Source organism: Variovorax sp. IB41, from assembly GCF_016405905.1.
In the GTDB taxonomy this organism is placed as follows: Bacteria; Pseudomonadota; Gammaproteobacteria; order Burkholderiales; family Burkholderiaceae_C; genus Variovorax.
Map to the genome: position 1 here is coordinate 35,119 of NZ_JAEFCB010000034.1, position 14,957 is coordinate 50,075.

Consider the following 14,957-nt stretch of genomic DNA (forward strand, 5'->3'; position numbering starts at 1 on the left):
TGCGCGGGCCGCTAGGACGTCCAGCCGCGCATGCGGCGGTACAGCGTGCCGCGCGACACATTGAGTTGGCGCGCGGCCTGCGACACGTTGCCGCCGTGCGCGGCCAGCGTTTCCTCGATCAGCTTGCGGCTGTGTTCCTGCAGTGTCTCGGCGTGCGGCCCATCGGTGGCCGCCTCGAGCGCTGGCGCAGTCGCTGCATCCACCGAATGCGCGACGGGCGTTGACGCCTGCACGCTGGACATCGCCACCGCATGCTGGAAGTCCACCCCGTCCGCGCGCTTCAGATGCGCCTGCACCCATACGCCCAGGCCGCTCGCGAGCCGCAACGGCTGCGCGGATTCGCGGCGCCCCAGCCGCAGCAAACTCGCAAGGTCGTGCCCCAGCAGGCATTCGACATCGCGCTCGTCCGCCGCCTCGGGCAAGCGCCCGAGCAATCGCGCGCCCGCGTTGTTGAGCCAGGCGATCGTGCCGTCCGGCGCGATGCCCGCGAGCGCCTCGAGCGGCGTGCCCAGCAGCTTGGGGCTCGCCTGGAAACGCAGGATGAGGTGGTCGCGCGACTGCGCCTGCAGCAAGCGGTTCTCGATCGTGGTCGCATACAGCGCCACCATCGACGCCGCATCGAAGCCGAAGCGCCGTGCCTCGATCGTGAGGTCGAGCACGCCGGCCAATCGCCCCGTCACGTCGCGGATCGGCGCGGCCGCGCACTGCATCTCGCGCAGCACGTCGAAGTAGTGCTCCGCGCCATCCACGGTGCAGGCCTGCCCGGTGCTCGCGACGATGCCGGGCGCGGTCGTGCCCACGATGCGCTCGGAGATGTTCACGCCCACGCGTGCGGTCTTGCGCAGCACCGGCTGGTGCCCGGCGCACGGCTGCTGCGTGACGTGCACCACCACGCCTTCGCGGTCGGTGAGGATCACGCGGCAGTCGGTGCCCGCGAGCGCGTGCTCCATCTGCCCGAGCTCCTGCCGCGCGACGTCGAGCAGTTCGCGGTTGCGCGCGAGCGTGGCGTGCAGGCGGCTGGGCGTGACGGCATCGAAGGGCACGATGCGCTGGCGGTCGGCATGGGTGCGGGTGCAGCGCATCCACGACTGCAGCACCGCTTCGCCGATGAGGCCCGAGGGCCGCACGCCTTCCTCGAAGAACTGCTGCCGCGCGAGCGCCACGCGCTGCGCGGGCGTGCTGGCGAAGAGCTGGCGCGGCGCATCCGCCGTGCCGAACGTCTCGATGGTCATGGTGTTCGATGCCTCCCTGGAACCGGGAACCCCGCCCAATGTGTTCCGCAATGGAACAAGGCTCGATTGGGGAAATCCCGAAGGTGAACGACGGCGTTGCGCGAACGATCCTTGCGGCACAAGGAGACCCACGATGAAAAAAACCACCACCGGGCTGCGCCTGCTGGCCGGCGCATTGCTGTGCCTGGGCGCGTCGATGGCCACGGCCCAGACCCAAACCCGGAGTCCGCAGGACCGCGCTGCTGCCGCTGCGAAGAAAGTCGACGGCAATTTCATCCGCGCCAACGCGGCGCAGAAAACCCCCGACTGGCCCAGCGTGGGCCTGGATTACGCTGAGTCGCGCTTCAGCAAGCTCGACCAGGTGAACGCGGGCAACGTGAAAGAGCTCGGGCTGGTCTGGTCGTACAACCTCGAATCGACGCGCGGCGTGGAATCCACGCCGCTGGTGGTGGACGGCATCATGTACGTCACCGCTTCATGGAGCGTGGTGCATGCCGTGGACACCCGCACGGGGCAGAAACTCTGGACCTTCGATCCGCAGGTCGATAAGTCCAAAGGCTTCAGGGGCTGCTGCGACGTGGTGAACCGCGGCGTGGCGATCCACGAAGGCAAGGTCTACGTGGCGGCCTACGACGGCCGGCTCATCGCGCTCGATGCGGCCACGGGCCAGAAGGTGTGGGAGAAGAACACCATCAAAGGGCAGAAGGGCAGCTACACCATCACCGGCGCGCCGCGCGTCTTCAAGGGCAAGGTCATCATCGGCAACGGCGGCGCCGAGTACGGCGTGCGCGGCTACGTCACCGCCTACGACGCGAAGACCGGCGACCAGAAATGGCGCTGGTTCGTGGTGCCCGGCGATCCGGCCAAGCCCTTCGAGGACGAATCGATGGCGCGCGCCGCCAGGACCTGGGACCCGAGCGGCAAATACTGGGAGGCTGGCGGCGGCGGCACCGCGTGGGACAGCTTCGCCTTCGACCCCGAGCTCAACCTGATGTACGTGGGCACCGGCAACGGCTCGCCCTGGGCGCACAAGGCGCGCAGCCCCAAGGGCGGCGACAACCTGTACCTGGGCTCGGTGGTCGCGCTCGACCCGGACACCGGAAAGTACGTGTGGCACTACCAGGAGACGCCCGGCGACAACTGGGACTACACCTCCACGCAGTCGATGATCCTGGCCAACGTCAAGGTCGGCGGCAAGGCGCGCAAGGTGCTGCTGCACGCGCCCAAGAACGGCTTCTTCTTCGTCATCGACCGCACCAACGGCAAGTTCATCTCGGCGAAAAATTTCGTCGACGTGAACTGGGCCACCGGCTACGACAAGAACGGCCGCCCCATCGAGATCGCCGCCGCGCGGCAGAACGAGAAGCCCGGCGACAGCGTGCCCGGACCGTTCGGCGCGCACAACTGGCACCCGATGTCGTTCAACCCGCAGACGGGCCTGGCCTACCTGCCCGCGCAGCACGTGCCGCTGAACCTCATGGACGACAAGGACTGGAAGTTCGACCAGAACGCACCGGGCCGCCCGCACGCGGCGCTCGGCTGGAACACCGGCAAGTTCGCCAACGTGGAGCCGCCCACGAGCAAGCCGTTCGGCCGCCTCGTCGCGTGGGACCCGGTGACGCAGAAGGAGGCCTGGGGCGTGGACTACGCCTCGCCCTGGAACGGCGGCACCCTCACCACCGCGGGCAACCTCGTGTTCCAGGGTACGGCCGACGGGCGGCTCCTGGCCTACAACGCGAAGACCGGCGAGAAGCTCTGGGAAACGCCCACCGGCACCGGCGTGGTCGCGGCGCCCTCGACGTACATGGTCGATGGCAAGCAGTACGTGTCGGTGGCCGTGGGCTGGGGCGGCGTGTACGGCCTCGCGCAGCGCGCCACCGAGAAGCAGGGGCCGGGCACGGTCTACACCTTCGCGGTCGGCGGCACCGCGAAGATGCCGGACTTCGTGCAGTACCGCATGAGCAAGCTGGTGCAGGGCGTGAAGTACGACCCCGCCAAGGTGCAGGCCGGCACGATGCTCTACGTGAGCAACTGCGTCTTCTGCCACGGCGTGCCGGGCGTGGACCGCGGCGGCAACATTCCCAACCTGGGCTACATGGACGCGTCCTACATCGAGAACCTGGACAAGTTCATCCTCAAGGGCCCGGCCATGGCGCGCGGCATGCCCGACTTCACGGGCAAGCTCTCGGGCGAGGACATCGAGAGCATCAAGGCGTTCATCCAGGGGACGGCGGACGCGGTCCGGCCGAAGTAAGGCGCACTGTATGCAGCTGGTGTGATCCAGTTGCGGGACACCGCAGAACCGGCTTCGCCGGGCTGCAGGTGTCGCCCCCGGTAGGGGGTGGAGAAGCGACACGAAGTGCGCGGAGCCTGGGGGCGAGCCTCAGCCCGCGAGCCGCAGCTCGTGGATCAGCCCCGCCACGTTGCTCACCTGCAGCTTGTCGTAGATCGACTGGATGTGGTTGCGCACCGTGGCCGGCGAGCGGCTCAGGATGGCGGCGATGTCCTTGTGCGTGTCGCCGCGCGCCAGCAGCTCGGCGATGGTGTGCTCGCGCGGCGTGAGGCTGTCGGCGCGGCAGCGCATGCGGCTCTTGAGGAACAGCAGGCGCTGCTCCACGCGGTGCGTGACCACGATCGCCTGCCCGCTGTAGCGCGCGTGACCGTGCAGGAAGTGCTTGAGCAGCACGTCGGGCAGCGTGCGGCCGTGCCATGACGGCCACTCGGTCTTGAGCGTCGTCTCGAAGAAATTGTCGGCGTGATAGAGCACGCCGCGCAGGTCGCCGATGGCCGAGCCGCTGGGCGCCTGGCCGCCGGCCTCCAGCCTGTCGAGGTGCACGATGCGGTTGAGCGCCAGCGCCTGCATCAGGTGCGGCGAGAGGCTCGCCAGCAGGTTCACTTCCTCGGGCTTGCAGTGCGCGTCGGGGTCGGCGCGGAACAGCGAGAACCAGTGCATGAAGTTGGACCGCGGGTCGCTGTCCATCGTGATGAAGATGTTGTTCTGGTCGTAGCGCTGCACGTAGTCCAGGAAGGGCGCGTACTCGGGGCCGCTCCACCAGCTCTTCGAATGAAAGCCCTGCGTGCCGTGCCCCTTGCCGAAGAAGCTCGCAGCCGCGGAATCGAGGTGCTTGAAGTTGTCGTACTCCATCATCATCTCGGGCGTCTTGCGGTGCAGGTGCAGCGTGTGCACGTCGATGCCCTCGGCGGCGGTGGTGGCCGTGCCCCACATCGACGCGTCGAAGGGCAGCACCGGCTTGACCAGTTCGAGCGCGGCGTCCTGGAAAGCGTCGATCGGCAACTCGTGCGAGAGCCGGTACAGCTGCAGCAGCAGCATGCTGAAGTCGTGCAGTTCCGGACGGTGCATGGGCCGAGTTTTCCCGCAGCGGTGGGGTACCGCATCCCATGTTCCGGTGATTCGTTTGCGGCCCGCGCAAAGGCCCTTGTGTTTCAAGAATGGTGCATTTGCATCATTTTTTCTTCGAAAAGTGAAAGCTATTGTTTGCGGAACCCCGGGAGGTCCGGAGTTTTCAACTTTTTCGAAGAGCCCACAAATGCCACATCTCACCCGCAAGATCCCCCATGCCCTGTCCATCGTCACCCTGGCGCTTCTCGCTGCATGCGGAGGGGGTGGCGGGGGCGGCGGCGGTGGGGGCTTCGGCTTCATTCCGCCGGCCTCGGGCGGCAACGGCGGCGGCGATCCGCCCGCGGCCGCCAGCACCACGTTGAGCGGCACGGTCGCCACCGGCGCGGCCTTCGCGGGCGCGGCGCTCACGGTGTTCGACCAGACCGGCGCCAAGGTCTGCGAAGTGACCACCACGCCCGAAGGCACCTACACCTGCACGCTGCCCGCGGGCACCAAGGCGCCGCTGGTGATCCAGGCCGTGCGCGACGACCTGACGCTCTACAGCACCACCGCGAGCACCGCGACCGGCACCACCAACGTGACGCCGCTGACCACCATCATCGTGGCGCAGCTCGCGCCCAACGGCGATCCGTCGAAGCTGGCCGCGGCGATCCAAGCCGATGCCGGCGCGGTCACGGCCGGATCGATCAGCGACAAGGTCGCCAAGCTCGTGGCGGCGCTGCAGCCGCTGCTGGACGCGCTCAACATGAGCATCGATCCGATGAGCGGCGAGTTCCAGGCCAACGGCTCGGGGCAGGACCGCGTGCTGGACACGATCAGCGTCTCCGTGCGTCCCGATGGCGCGGCCGCCAACATCGAGATCACCGTGAAGGGCCAGCCCACGGACGACGCAAGCAAGCCGGTGTCTCTGGTCTTTCGCAGCGACGATGCCACCATCGAGCCGGTCCAGGGCATGGCGACCATCTCGCTGGGGACGGCACCGCCCACGCCGGCCATGGTGCAGGCGCTGCTGGAGCGCATCAACGCCTGCTATGCGCTGCCGCTCAACCAGCGCGTGAACAGCCCGATCAACCAGGACGGCAACGCCTTCGGCACCGCGGCCAACGTGGTCGCGCCCGAATGCCGCACGCTCTTCGTGGGCGACAGCCCGGAGAACTTCGTGGCGGCCGGCGTTCCCATCGGCCGCGTGGCCGGCGGCGCGCGCCGCTCGTTCGACAGCCTGTTCCGCTTCGGCCCGACCAACCTCAAGCACGACCGCGGCAACTTCGAGTACTTCTACAAGAACGGCGACATCGCGCTGACCTATCGCTGGACCGACATCCTGGGCAACACCGACAACGACGTCTTCAACGCGAGGGTCGTGGACGGCGCGCTCAAGCTCACCGGCAACGCGGACACCTACCGCGCCTTCGTTCGGCCGCAGCTGGAGAAGAAGGACTACCTGAAGCACCAGAACCTGGTGTTCCATTCGGTGGGCTACGCCCTCTCGGTGGACAACGTGCGCGACGGCATGGGCAACCCGATCCTGGCGAAGGTGGTGGCCACGACCGAATCGCTGCCCGGCCGGCAACTGGTGCTGGTGCCCAAGAGCGGCCTGAATTCGCTGGTGCTCACGCCGGACGGCACCATCGCCTCGGGCCTGAATTCGTCGATCTGGCGCATGTCGGCGCGCTACCTCGATCCGGCGCAGACGGGCAGCCCCAACGACTTCGAGAACGCCAACCTCTTCGCCAGCCCGTTCATCGGCGACGACGATCTGCGCAAGATCCCCGACCAGACGGTGTGGAAGCTGGAGTTCTTCCGCGCGGACGGCGTGACGCCGAACGTGGTGCAGTACGTGCGCACCTTCTCCCGCGTGCCGACCATCGCCGAGGCCGTGCAGACGCCCCTGGTGGAGCTGGTGCCCGCGGTGCGCGCCGACCTCCTGGCGGAAAGCCAGGGCAGCGCGCGCGGCATCGTCTTCGGACCGACGAGCCTGGTGGACCCCAACAACGCCGACTTCAGCGCCGACGGCAACCTGGACGCCTGGGTGGTGCCCAACGGCGCGCTCGCGCCGACCTCGTTCAGCGTGTTCGGCCGCGCGCCGGGCCCGAGCGGCGCGCGCTTCAGCGAGACCGTGACCGTGCGCAACACCAACCGCAAGGCGATCGTCTATTGCGTGCCGGTGGCGCCGCTTCCCGATGCGCACTGCGCACCGGCCAACAACAACAGCTACCAGTACGCCGAAGGCTCTTCGCTCAGCACGTTCACCTTCGTGGCACGCACCGCGCGCCAGGTCGACGTGCGCAAGAACTTCGAAGTCTGGACCGTCACGCCCTGAGTTTTCTCCCGCTGTCACCGCCATGAAAAAAGCCGCCGGTCCCAAGGGCCGGCGGCTTTTTTATCTGGCGATCGGGAAGATCAGTCGGCGTACACGCCGGCGGCCTTGATGATCGGGCCCCACTTGGCGATCTCGGCCGAGACGAACTTCTTGTGCTCGGCCGGCTCGGTGCGCTTGTCGGTGGTGATCACCGCGCCCAGCGCCTCTTCACGCTTGATGAAGCCCGGGTCCTTCATGGCGGCCGTGATGGCTTCGTTCAGCTTCTTGAGCACCGGCGCCGGCGTGCCCTTGGGGGCGTACATGCCGTGCCAGATCGACACTTCGAAGCCCTTGACGCCCGCTTCCTGCAGCGTGGGCAGGTCCTTCAGGGCTGGCGTGGTCAGGCGCTTGGCCGTGGTCACGGCGTAGGCCTTGACCTTCTTGGCCTCGATCTGCGAAGTGGTGTTGGTGGTCTGGTCGCACAGGAGGTCGATCTGGCCGCCCAGCAGGTCGGCGATGGCCGGCGCCGTGCCCTTGTAGGGAACCGGCGTCATCTCGACCTTCAGCGCGCTCTGGAACAGGAGGCCGCACAGGTGCGAGGCGGCGCCCAGGCCGGCGTTGCCCAGGTTGATCTTGCCCTTGTTGGCTTCGATCCAGGTCGTCAGTTCCTTGTAGTTGTTGGCCGGGAGCGAGGGCTTGCCGATCAGCGTCATCGGCACTTCGTTGACCATGCCCAGGTATTCGAAGTCGGTCTCCACGTTGAACGGGAGCTTGCGGTAGAGCGCCGGCATCGTGGACATGCCGATGTGGTTCAAGAGGAGCGTGTAGCCGTCCGGATTGGCGCGCGCCACCTTGGCGGTGCCGATGGAGCTGCCGGCGCCGGCGGTGTTGTCCACCACGATGGTGGTGCCCAGCGTCTTTTGCATGGCTTCGGCCAGGTCGCGGGCGACGCGGTCGGTCGGGCCGCCGGCGGCGAAAGGCACCACCAGGGTGACGGTCTTGCCTGCGGGGAAATCCTGGGCGTGAGCGCCGACGCCGGCAGCGGCGATCGCGGTAAGGGCAAGCAATTTCTTCATGAAGTCTCCGGGACGGTTGAGTTTGAAAATCGGCCGCGATCTTATAGGCTGACCACGGCCTGACCTATACCGAATAGCCCTTAGGTTCGTGACGAAATCCACCCCTTCCTCGGGCATGATCGGCGCTCGCAGATCGCGCCGGGGGGCGCGAAAAACAACCACAACAACGCAGGTCCCCAGGGGCCGCATCGAGGAGGAAATTCCAATGGATCCACTGGTCTACCCGCGCGAGCGCTGGCTGGGCAACATCACGCTCGGCCTGGGCGTGCTGATCTGGGGGCTGCTGGTGCTGGGCACCCTGGGCATCGCGCTCGTCTACGTGCTGCTGGGCTTCATCGCCTATGTGTTCGCACAGTCGGCCGTCATCGCCTGGATCAAGGGCACGGCCGTGAAGCTCTCGCCCACCCAGCTGCCCGAACTGCATGCGCGCTTCAAGGCCTGCTGCGGGTACCTGGGCATCGAGAACCCGCCCGAGGCCTACCTGCTGCACGGCGACGGCATCTTCAACGCCTTCGCCACCCGCTTCTTCGGGCGCGACTTCGTGGTGCTGCTGTCCGATGTGGTCGATGCGATGGAAACGCAGCCCGACGGCATCAACTTCTACATCGGCCACGAGCTGGGCCACATCAAGCAGCGCCACCTCACGGGCCACGTCTGGCGCATGCCGGTGCTCTGGCTGCCGCTCCTGGGCGCGGCCTATTCGCGGGCGCAGGAATACACCTGCGACCTGCACGGCGCCGCCTGCTGCGAGGAGCCCGACTCGGCGCCCCGCGCGCTCGTGGCGCTGGCCGCCGGCGCGCAGCAGTGGCGCAACGTCGACCTGCAGCGCTATGCCGGCCAGTCGGCGGGCAACAGCGGCTTCTGGGCCTCGTTCCACGAACTGATCGGCGGCTACCCGTGGCTCACCAAGCGCGTGGCGCGCGCCATCGATCCGGCCGCGAAGCTGCCGGGGCGCAACCCGCTGGCCTACGTGCTCGCGATCTTCGTGCCCAACACCGGCCGCGCGGGTGGCGGTGCGCTCGCCCTGGTGATGGTCGTGGCGATCATCGGCATCCTGGCGGCGGTGGCCATTCCGGCCTACCAGGAGTACCAGGCGCGCGCCGTCGTCTCGCAGGCGTGGTACCAGGCCGCGCCGGTGCGCGAGACGCTCGGCACCTACTACAAGGACAAGCAGGAGATCCCCGAATCCCTGGAGGCCGCCGGTGCGCCGGACACCCTGCCCGACGGATCGGTCCTGAAGCTCGATTCCGACACGATGGTGCTGGAGGTGAAGACCTCCAAGGGCACGCTGCAGATGGAGCCGTCGGCCACCGACGACGGCATCGACTGGCACTGCACGGCCGGCGACGGCCTGCCCGCCAAGGCGCTGCCGGTCGCCTGCCGCAAGTAGTTGGCGCTGCGCAAAGAGGTTCGACGGTAGCTCGACAGTAAAGCGTCGTAAGAGAAGGTTGCCGCCCGTCGAACTGTCCGACAGGCGGACCCGGCGCAGGCCGATGCGTGCCGCGGGCGGGGGCCCTAGGGTGAAGTTTCGTCGCGCCGAAATTCACCCACTCACACCCCCTAAAGGAGCACCTTCCCATGCCTATCACCACCTCATCACTGGACGGAATGAAAGTCGCCATCCTCGTTGCGGACGGCTTCGAGCAGGTCGAGATGACCGAGCCGCGCAAGGCGCTGGACAGCGCCGGCGCGCAGACGCAGATCGTCTCTCCCATGGACGGCAGCGTGCGCGGCTGGAACCATCACGACAAGGCCGACAGCTTCCAGGTCGACGTGCCGCTGAACGCCGCGAAGCCCGAAGACTTCGATGCGCTGCTGCTGCCCGGCGGCGTCGTGAACCCCGACACCTTGCGCATCGACCCGAAGGCCGTGGCCTTCGTGCGCGCCTTCGTCGAGGCGGACAAACCGATCGCCGCGATCTGCCACGGCCCGTGGACCTTGATCGATGCGGGCGGCGTCAAGGGCCGCAAGATGACCTCGTGGCCTTCGCTGCACGCCGACCTGCAGAACGCGGGCGCGCAGTGGAGCGACAAGGAGGTCGTGGTCGACAGCCACCTGGTGACCAGCCGCAAGCCCGACGACCTGCCGGCCTTCAACCGCGAGATGACCAAGCTGTTCGAGCTCGCCTACGAAGCGGCCATCCACTAGACCGCGTCAGCGCGCGAGTTCGGGCCCGGTGTAGCGGGCGCGTGGCCTGATCAACTGGCCCGTGGCCTGCTGCTCGAGCACGTGCGCCGTCCAGCCGACGGTGCGCGCGAGCGCGAACAGAATCAGCGGCGCATCGACCGGCAGCTTGTGCACGGCGGCCATCGCGGCCAGCGCGAAATCGATGTTCGCCGCTTCGCCCAGCAGCTTCTCGCCGGCGGCGCGCAGCGAGGCGAAGGCGGGCGGCAGTTCGATGACCTCGAGCAACGCGGCGCAGCGCGCATCGCCCGCGGGATAGAGCGGGTGCCCGAAGGCCGCGAGCGGCCGGTCGTGCGCGAGCCATTCGCGCACGGCGGCTTCGCTGCCCAGCGTCGCGACGCTGCGCATCAACGCCTGCACCGCCGCTGCGGCGCCGCCGTGCAGAGGGCCGGTCAGCGTGGAGAGGCCCGTGAGCAAACAGGCCGCGAGCGAAGCGCCTGTGGAGGCGGTCACGCGCGCCGCGAAGGTCGAGGCGTTGAGTTCGTGGTCCGCCATCAGCACGAGCGCGCGGCGCAGCACGTCGGCAGCGCGCGGACGTCGCCACGCCGCGGCCAGCCGCGTGTGCAGGTGCGCCGCGTGCGAGGGCGACGGGCCCAGCAGCGCATCGGCGAGCGTGCCGATCACGTCGGCCGCTTCGGCCTGCAGCACGCTGCGCGAGCGGCCGCGCGAAGGCGGATCGGTCGCCGCGCGTGCAGCGAGTGCGACCAAACCCGCCTGCAACGGCGTTGCGGCTTTGGCATGCGCAGGCCCGGACGCAGTGGCCACGAAGCGCGGCGCTGCGCTCTCCCACAACAGGCCCGCTACTTCTTCGAGCGTGGCGTGCCCGGCCAGCTCGCAGGCGTCCTGCCCGCGATACCAGAGCCGCCCTTCGGCCACCGTCGACACCGCCGAGGGGAGCACCGGCTCGCCCCACTGGATCGCTTCGCTCGCCACCGTCTCGCTGCTGCGCCGCCCGCGCGTGCGTGCGGCGATGCGCTGCACGTCGTCGCGGTGGTAGAGGCTGCGGCGCGGGTCCGCCGCGTCGGGCTTCGCGCGGATGCGCCCGCGGCTCACGCTCGCGTAGAGCGTCTGCGGGCGCACCTGCATCAGGTCGAGCGCTTCGGCGGCGGGGAGCCAGAGGGGTGCCTTGGTCATGTTGATGGAATGGATCAAGATTGACGTCAATGTTAGCGCCGACAGAATCAACGTCATCGTGACAACCCAGGAGTACGAAACGATGAACAACAACGATGGCCTCGAAGGCGTGGTGGCCGCGCACACGGTCCTGTCCGAAGTGGACGGCGCGGCCGGCCGGCTGGTGATCCGCGGCCACCAGCTCGACGAGATCGCGCAGCGCTGGCGCTACGAAGACGTGGTGGCGCTGCTGTTCCAGGGCTTCTTCGACACCGTGCCGAATGCCGCGGCCCTGCGCGGTGCCCTCGGCCGCGCACGCCGCGAAGCCTTCGAGCGCCTGCAGCCCAACGACGACGCGGTGCTGCGCAAGATGCCGCCCATCGAAGCGGTGCGCGCGCTGCTCGCACGGCTGCCCGATGGCGACGAACTCGCCACCGCGCTGCGGCTGGTCGCCGCGCCCGCGGTCTACACGGCCGCCGTGATGCGCTGGCGCCTCGGCGTGCAGGCCCTCGCGCCTGACGAATCGCTGCCTTATGCCGCCGACATGCTGCGCATGCTCCACGGCCGCACGCCCACGGCCGCGCAGGCCGCCGCGCTCGACACCTACCTGGTCACCGTGTGCGACCACGGCCTCAACGCCTCGACCTTCGCGGCGCGCGTGGTGGCATCGACGGGCGCGGGCCTGGCATCGGCGGTGCTCGCCGGCATCAGCGCGCTCAAAGGCCCGCTGCACGGCGGCGCGCCCGGCCCGGTGCTCGATGCGCTCGATGCCATCGGCACCGCCGCCAATGCGCGCCACTGGCTCGAAGGCGCGGTGGCCGGCGGCCAGCGCCTGATGGGCTTCGGCCACCGCATCTACCGCGTGCGCGATCCGCGCGCCGATGCGCTCAAGGGCGCGCTGCGCCGGCTGAGCGCCGAGGGCAGCGTCAATGCCGCGCGCTTCGAACTGGCCGAAGCGGCGGAGCAGGCCGCGCTCGCGATCCTGCGCGAGAAGAAGCCCGACCGCGCGCTGGAGACCAACGTCGAGTTCTACACCGCGCTGCTGCTCGAAGCGCTGGGCTTCGGCCGCGAGAGCTTCACCTGCGTGTTCGCCGCGGGCCGCGTGAGCGGATGGGTGGCGCATGCGCGCGAGCAGGTGAAGAACGGCAGGCTCATTCGTCCGCAGTCGGTGTACATCGGGCCCGCGCCCGAAGCCGCCGAAGCCGCGCTCGTGCACTGAGCCCGAAGAGGCAAGCGCAAGGCCCGCGCGCCTTCGCACCGTCATCCGGTACGCTCGTTGTCTTCGCATGCCGACCTCGGCATGCATGACGCAATCCGAAAGTATTCCTATGACGGTGAACCCTTCCGACGAGCGCGCGCTGCGCTTGCCCCGCGACTTCGCGCTGATCGCAGTGGGGCTCGATGTGGCCATGTTCGTCATCAGCACCGTCGTGCTGCTGACGCGGTTCACGCCCGACGTCGAGCAGATCCGCAGTGCCTACGCGCAACCGGAGGTCTGGATCAGCATGCTGGCCGGCCTCGCGGTGCCCTGGACGCTGTCGGCCGTGCTCGCCTGGAGCCATGCGCGCAATGCGCTCGAAAGACTCGGCGCGGCGAACGTGGCGCTGGCGCACGATGCGAGGCTGCGCTTCGCAACGGTGTGGGCACTCGTGGTCGCGTTCAGCTACTACGGCCTGACACCGCTGTTCTTCAAGATCAGGACGCTGTTCATGCTCGGCGGCCGCTTCGAAGAGTTCTCCGGCTACTCGCCTTATCTCGGCATGGGCGCCGCCATGCTGTTGCAGTCCGTTGTCCAGCTGACGGTGCTGGTGCTCGGCCTGTGGCTTGCAGCACGCCTCGCGCTGAGCCGCAGTCGCAGCGGCGGCCAGGAGGTGCCGGTTCGCGCACCGGAGGATGCGGCCTTCGAGGTTTCCGGCGCGCCGCCGCGCCGCGCCGTCATGTGGCTGATCGCCGCGCTGTTCGCGTCGATGCAACTGTGGAGCAGCCTTGCGGTGTCCAACTGGCTTTTCCGGTCGGATGACAACACGCTCAGGTTGCTGCTCACCCTGGTGCTGCCGTGGCTCGCGGCCTTCGCGCTCGCTTTCTGGGGCGCCTGGCTCGGTACGCGCGCCGGCATGTCGCCGGCGCGGCCTTTCAGGGCCGTGGCCGCGTCCGTGTCGGCCTTCCTGCTGGTGCAGGTGATGAGCCTCGTGATCGCGATCGCATGGTTCTTCATTGCCTACGCGAGCTCCTTGCGCGTCTCGAACACACTCGGGGCCATCGGCCTCACCGTGGCGCTCGCGCTGGTCTATGCGGCGCTGGTGGTGGCGATCACGCGCGCCATGACGCGCCGGTTCTATCGCCGCTACTTGTAGCTGCGCGCGTCCTCGATCACCTTGCCGTCGTTGGGCAGCGTGCCCGGTGCCACCAGCTCGATGGTGCCGCGCAGCTTGGTCACCTCGCGCACCGCATCGGCAATGCGCGCATCGAGCCCGGCCGGCGTGCCGGCGCATTCGAGCCTGAAGGTCATCTGGTCGTCGCCCATCTCGCCCGAGACCACCAGGCGCGCGCGCTGGACTTCCGGAAAGCGCCGCGCGATCTCGGCCACCTGCGACGGGTGCACGAACATGCCGCGCACCTTGGTGGTCTGGTCGGCGCGGCCCAGCCACCCCTTGATGCGCTTGTTGGTGCGGCCGCTCGGGCAGGTGCCCGCGAGCACGGCCGAGAGGTCGCCGGTGCCGAAGCGCACCAGCGGGTAGTCGGGGTTGAAGCTGGTGACGACGATCTCGCCCACCTCGCCGTCGGGCACGGGGTCGCCGGTGCCGGGGCGCACGATCTCGACCAGCACGCCCTCGTCGATCACGAGGCCTTCGCGCGCGCTCGTCTCGTACGCGATGAGGCCCAGGTCGGCGGTGGCGTAGCACTGCGTGCCCTTCACGCCATGCGCGGCGATCCAGTCGTGCAGGCTCGGTGGAAAGGCTTCGCCGGAGACCAGCGCCTTGGTGAGCGAGGGCAGCTTCTGCCCTTTCTCCTCGGCCTTCTCCAGCAATATCTTCAGGAAGCTCGGCGTGCCCGCATAGCCTTCGGGCTTGAGGTCGACGATGGCCTCGAGCTGTTGCTCGGTCTGCCCGGTACCGCCCGCGAACACGGTGCAGCCCATGGCGCGCGCGCCGCTCTCCATGATCGAGCCGGCGGGGGTCATGTGGTAGCTGAAGCTGTTGTGGATCAGCTCGCCGCTGCGAAAGCCCGCCGCATGCAACGCCCGCGCGGTGCGCCAGTAGTCGCGCGCTTCGCCTTCGGGTTCGTAGATGGTGCCGGGACTGGCGAACATGCGCGGCATGCGCGGGCCGCGCACGATCGATGCGAACCCGCCGAAGGGGTCGTCGGCGCGGCGTTGCTTCTGCAGGTCGAGCAATTCCGATTTGCGCGTGACCGGTAGTCTGGCGAGCGCTTCGCGCGTCGTGACGTCCGCGGGCTTCACGCCGTCGAGGATCTTCTTGAACGCGGAGGTTGCTGACTGTGCCTGCGCGATCTGTTTGGGCAACGCGGCGAGCAGGTCGCGCTCGCGTTCGGCGGGGTCGCGGATCTCGAGCTTGTCGTAGTGGTCGGTCATGTCCGTACCCTTTATCTTTTCAGTTCAGCGTCTTGCCGACGGGTGTTGTTCAGGGCGCGTGCACAGGCCACCGGGTACTCCCCTCCGCGAATGTCCCCCG

General features: G+C 68.5%; 11 protein-coding genes. 6 read left to right on the forward strand and 5 right to left on the reverse strand.

Translation table 11 applies throughout. The features are described from left to right. Positions 1-11: 11 nt before the first annotated feature. Positions 12-1,232: a helix-turn-helix domain-containing protein gene (locus JC881_RS31695; protein ID WP_198789719.1), complete on the reverse strand. Its 1,221-nt coding sequence runs from the start codon at positions 1,230-1,232 to the stop codon at positions 12-14. 133 nt (positions 1,233-1,365) lie between these two features. On the opposite strand from JC881_RS31695, the gene JC881_RS31700 reads away from it, so the two are divergent. Then, positions 1,366-3,486: a PQQ-dependent dehydrogenase, methanol/ethanol family gene (locus JC881_RS31700; RefSeq protein ID WP_198789720.1), complete on the forward strand. Its 2,121-nt coding sequence runs from the start codon at positions 1,366-1,368 to the stop codon at positions 3,484-3,486. A gap of 129 nt (positions 3,487-3,615) precedes the next feature. Here the strand turns inward: JC881_RS31700 and JC881_RS31705 are convergent, their stop codons facing one another. Beyond that, positions 3,616-4,593, reverse strand: a complete 978-nt coding sequence (locus tag JC881_RS31705; protein WP_198789721.1) for a helix-turn-helix transcriptional regulator — start codon at positions 4,591-4,593, stop codon at positions 3,616-3,618. 187 nt (positions 4,594-4,780) lie between these two features. Here JC881_RS31705 and JC881_RS31710 point away from each other — a divergent pair, with 187 nt between their 5' ends. Then, positions 4,781-6,913 carry a carboxypeptidase regulatory-like domain-containing protein gene (locus JC881_RS31710; RefSeq protein ID WP_198789722.1) on the forward strand — a complete coding sequence of 711 codons (2,133 nt, stop codon included), beginning with the start codon at positions 4,781-4,783 and terminating at the stop codon, positions 6,911-6,913. Positions 6,914-6,993: 80 nt separating this feature from the next. On the opposite strand, the gene JC881_RS31715 is transcribed toward JC881_RS31710, so the two are convergent. Then, the gene (locus JC881_RS31715) at positions 6,994-7,968 is read right to left on the reverse strand and encodes a tripartite tricarboxylate transporter substrate-binding protein (protein ID WP_198789723.1); all 975 of its coding nucleotides are present in this window, start codon (positions 7,966-7,968) and stop codon (positions 6,994-6,996) included. 205 nt (positions 7,969-8,173) lie between these two features. On the opposite strand from JC881_RS31715, the gene JC881_RS32650 reads away from it, so the two are divergent. Beyond that, positions 8,174-9,358, forward strand: coding sequence for a M48 family metalloprotease (locus JC881_RS32650; protein ID WP_198789724.1), 1,185 nt, complete (start codon positions 8,174-8,176; stop codon positions 9,356-9,358). A 188-nt stretch (positions 9,359-9,546) separates the two neighbouring features. Continuing rightward, positions 9,547-10,116: a type 1 glutamine amidotransferase domain-containing protein gene (locus JC881_RS31725; RefSeq protein ID WP_198789725.1), complete on the forward strand. Its 570-nt coding sequence runs from the start codon at positions 9,547-9,549 to the stop codon at positions 10,114-10,116. A gap of 6 nt (positions 10,117-10,122) precedes the next feature. Here the strand turns inward: JC881_RS31725 and JC881_RS31730 are convergent, their stop codons facing one another. After that, on the reverse strand, positions 10,123-11,286 hold the full coding sequence (locus tag JC881_RS31730) for a citrate synthase (protein WP_198789726.1): 1,164 nt from the start codon (positions 11,284-11,286) through the stop codon (positions 10,123-10,125). Positions 11,287-11,368: 82 nt separating this feature from the next. Here JC881_RS31730 and JC881_RS31735 point away from each other — a divergent pair, with 82 nt between their 5' ends. After that, positions 11,369-12,484: a citrate synthase/methylcitrate synthase gene (locus JC881_RS31735; RefSeq protein WP_198789727.1), complete on the forward strand. Its 1,116-nt coding sequence runs from the start codon at positions 11,369-11,371 to the stop codon at positions 12,482-12,484. Positions 12,485-12,593: 109 nt separating this feature from the next. Then, on the forward strand, positions 12,594-13,619 hold the full coding sequence (locus JC881_RS31740; protein WP_198789728.1) for a hypothetical protein: 1,026 nt from the start codon (positions 12,594-12,596) through the stop codon (positions 13,617-13,619). Here JC881_RS31740 and JC881_RS31745 read toward each other — a convergent pair. Further along, complete coding sequence (locus JC881_RS31745; protein WP_198789729.1) at positions 13,610-14,857, reverse strand: phenylacetate--CoA ligase family protein; 1,248 nt, start codon at positions 14,855-14,857, stop codon at positions 13,610-13,612. The two genes, JC881_RS31740 and JC881_RS31745, sit on opposite strands and share 10 nt — an antisense overlap. Positions 14,858-14,957: the final 100 nt, after the last annotated feature.

Bases quoted from the DNA above. Each gene is read 5' to 3' on its own strand.
- JC881_RS31695 (WP_198789719.1), bottom strand. From the start codon at position 1,232: ATGACCATCGAGACGTTCGGCACGGCGGATGCGCCGCGCCAGCTCTTC.
- JC881_RS31700 (WP_198789720.1), top strand. From the start codon at position 1,366: ATGAAAAAAACCACCACCGGGCTGCGCCTGCTGGCCGGCGCATTGCTG.
- JC881_RS31705 (WP_198789721.1), bottom strand. From the start codon at position 4,593: ATGCACCGTCCGGAACTGCACGACTTCAGCATGCTGCTGCTGCAGCTG.
- JC881_RS31710 (WP_198789722.1), top strand. From the start codon at position 4,781: ATGCCACATCTCACCCGCAAGATCCCCCATGCCCTGTCCATCGTCACC.
- JC881_RS31715 (WP_198789723.1), bottom strand. From the start codon at position 7,968: ATGAAGAAATTGCTTGCCCTTACCGCGATCGCCGCTGCCGGCGTCGGC.
- JC881_RS32650 (WP_198789724.1), top strand. From the start codon at position 8,174: ATGGATCCACTGGTCTACCCGCGCGAGCGCTGGCTGGGCAACATCACG.
- JC881_RS31725 (WP_198789725.1), top strand. From the start codon at position 9,547: ATGCCTATCACCACCTCATCACTGGACGGAATGAAAGTCGCCATCCTC.
- JC881_RS31730 (WP_198789726.1), bottom strand. From the start codon at position 11,286: ATGACCAAGGCACCCCTCTGGCTCCCCGCCGCCGAAGCGCTCGACCTG.
- JC881_RS31735 (WP_198789727.1), top strand. From the start codon at position 11,369: ATGAACAACAACGATGGCCTCGAAGGCGTGGTGGCCGCGCACACGGTC.
- JC881_RS31740 (WP_198789728.1), top strand. From the start codon at position 12,594: ATGACGGTGAACCCTTCCGACGAGCGCGCGCTGCGCTTGCCCCGCGAC.
- JC881_RS31745 (WP_198789729.1), bottom strand. From the start codon at position 14,857: ATGACCGACCACTACGACAAGCTCGAGATCCGCGACCCCGCCGAACGC.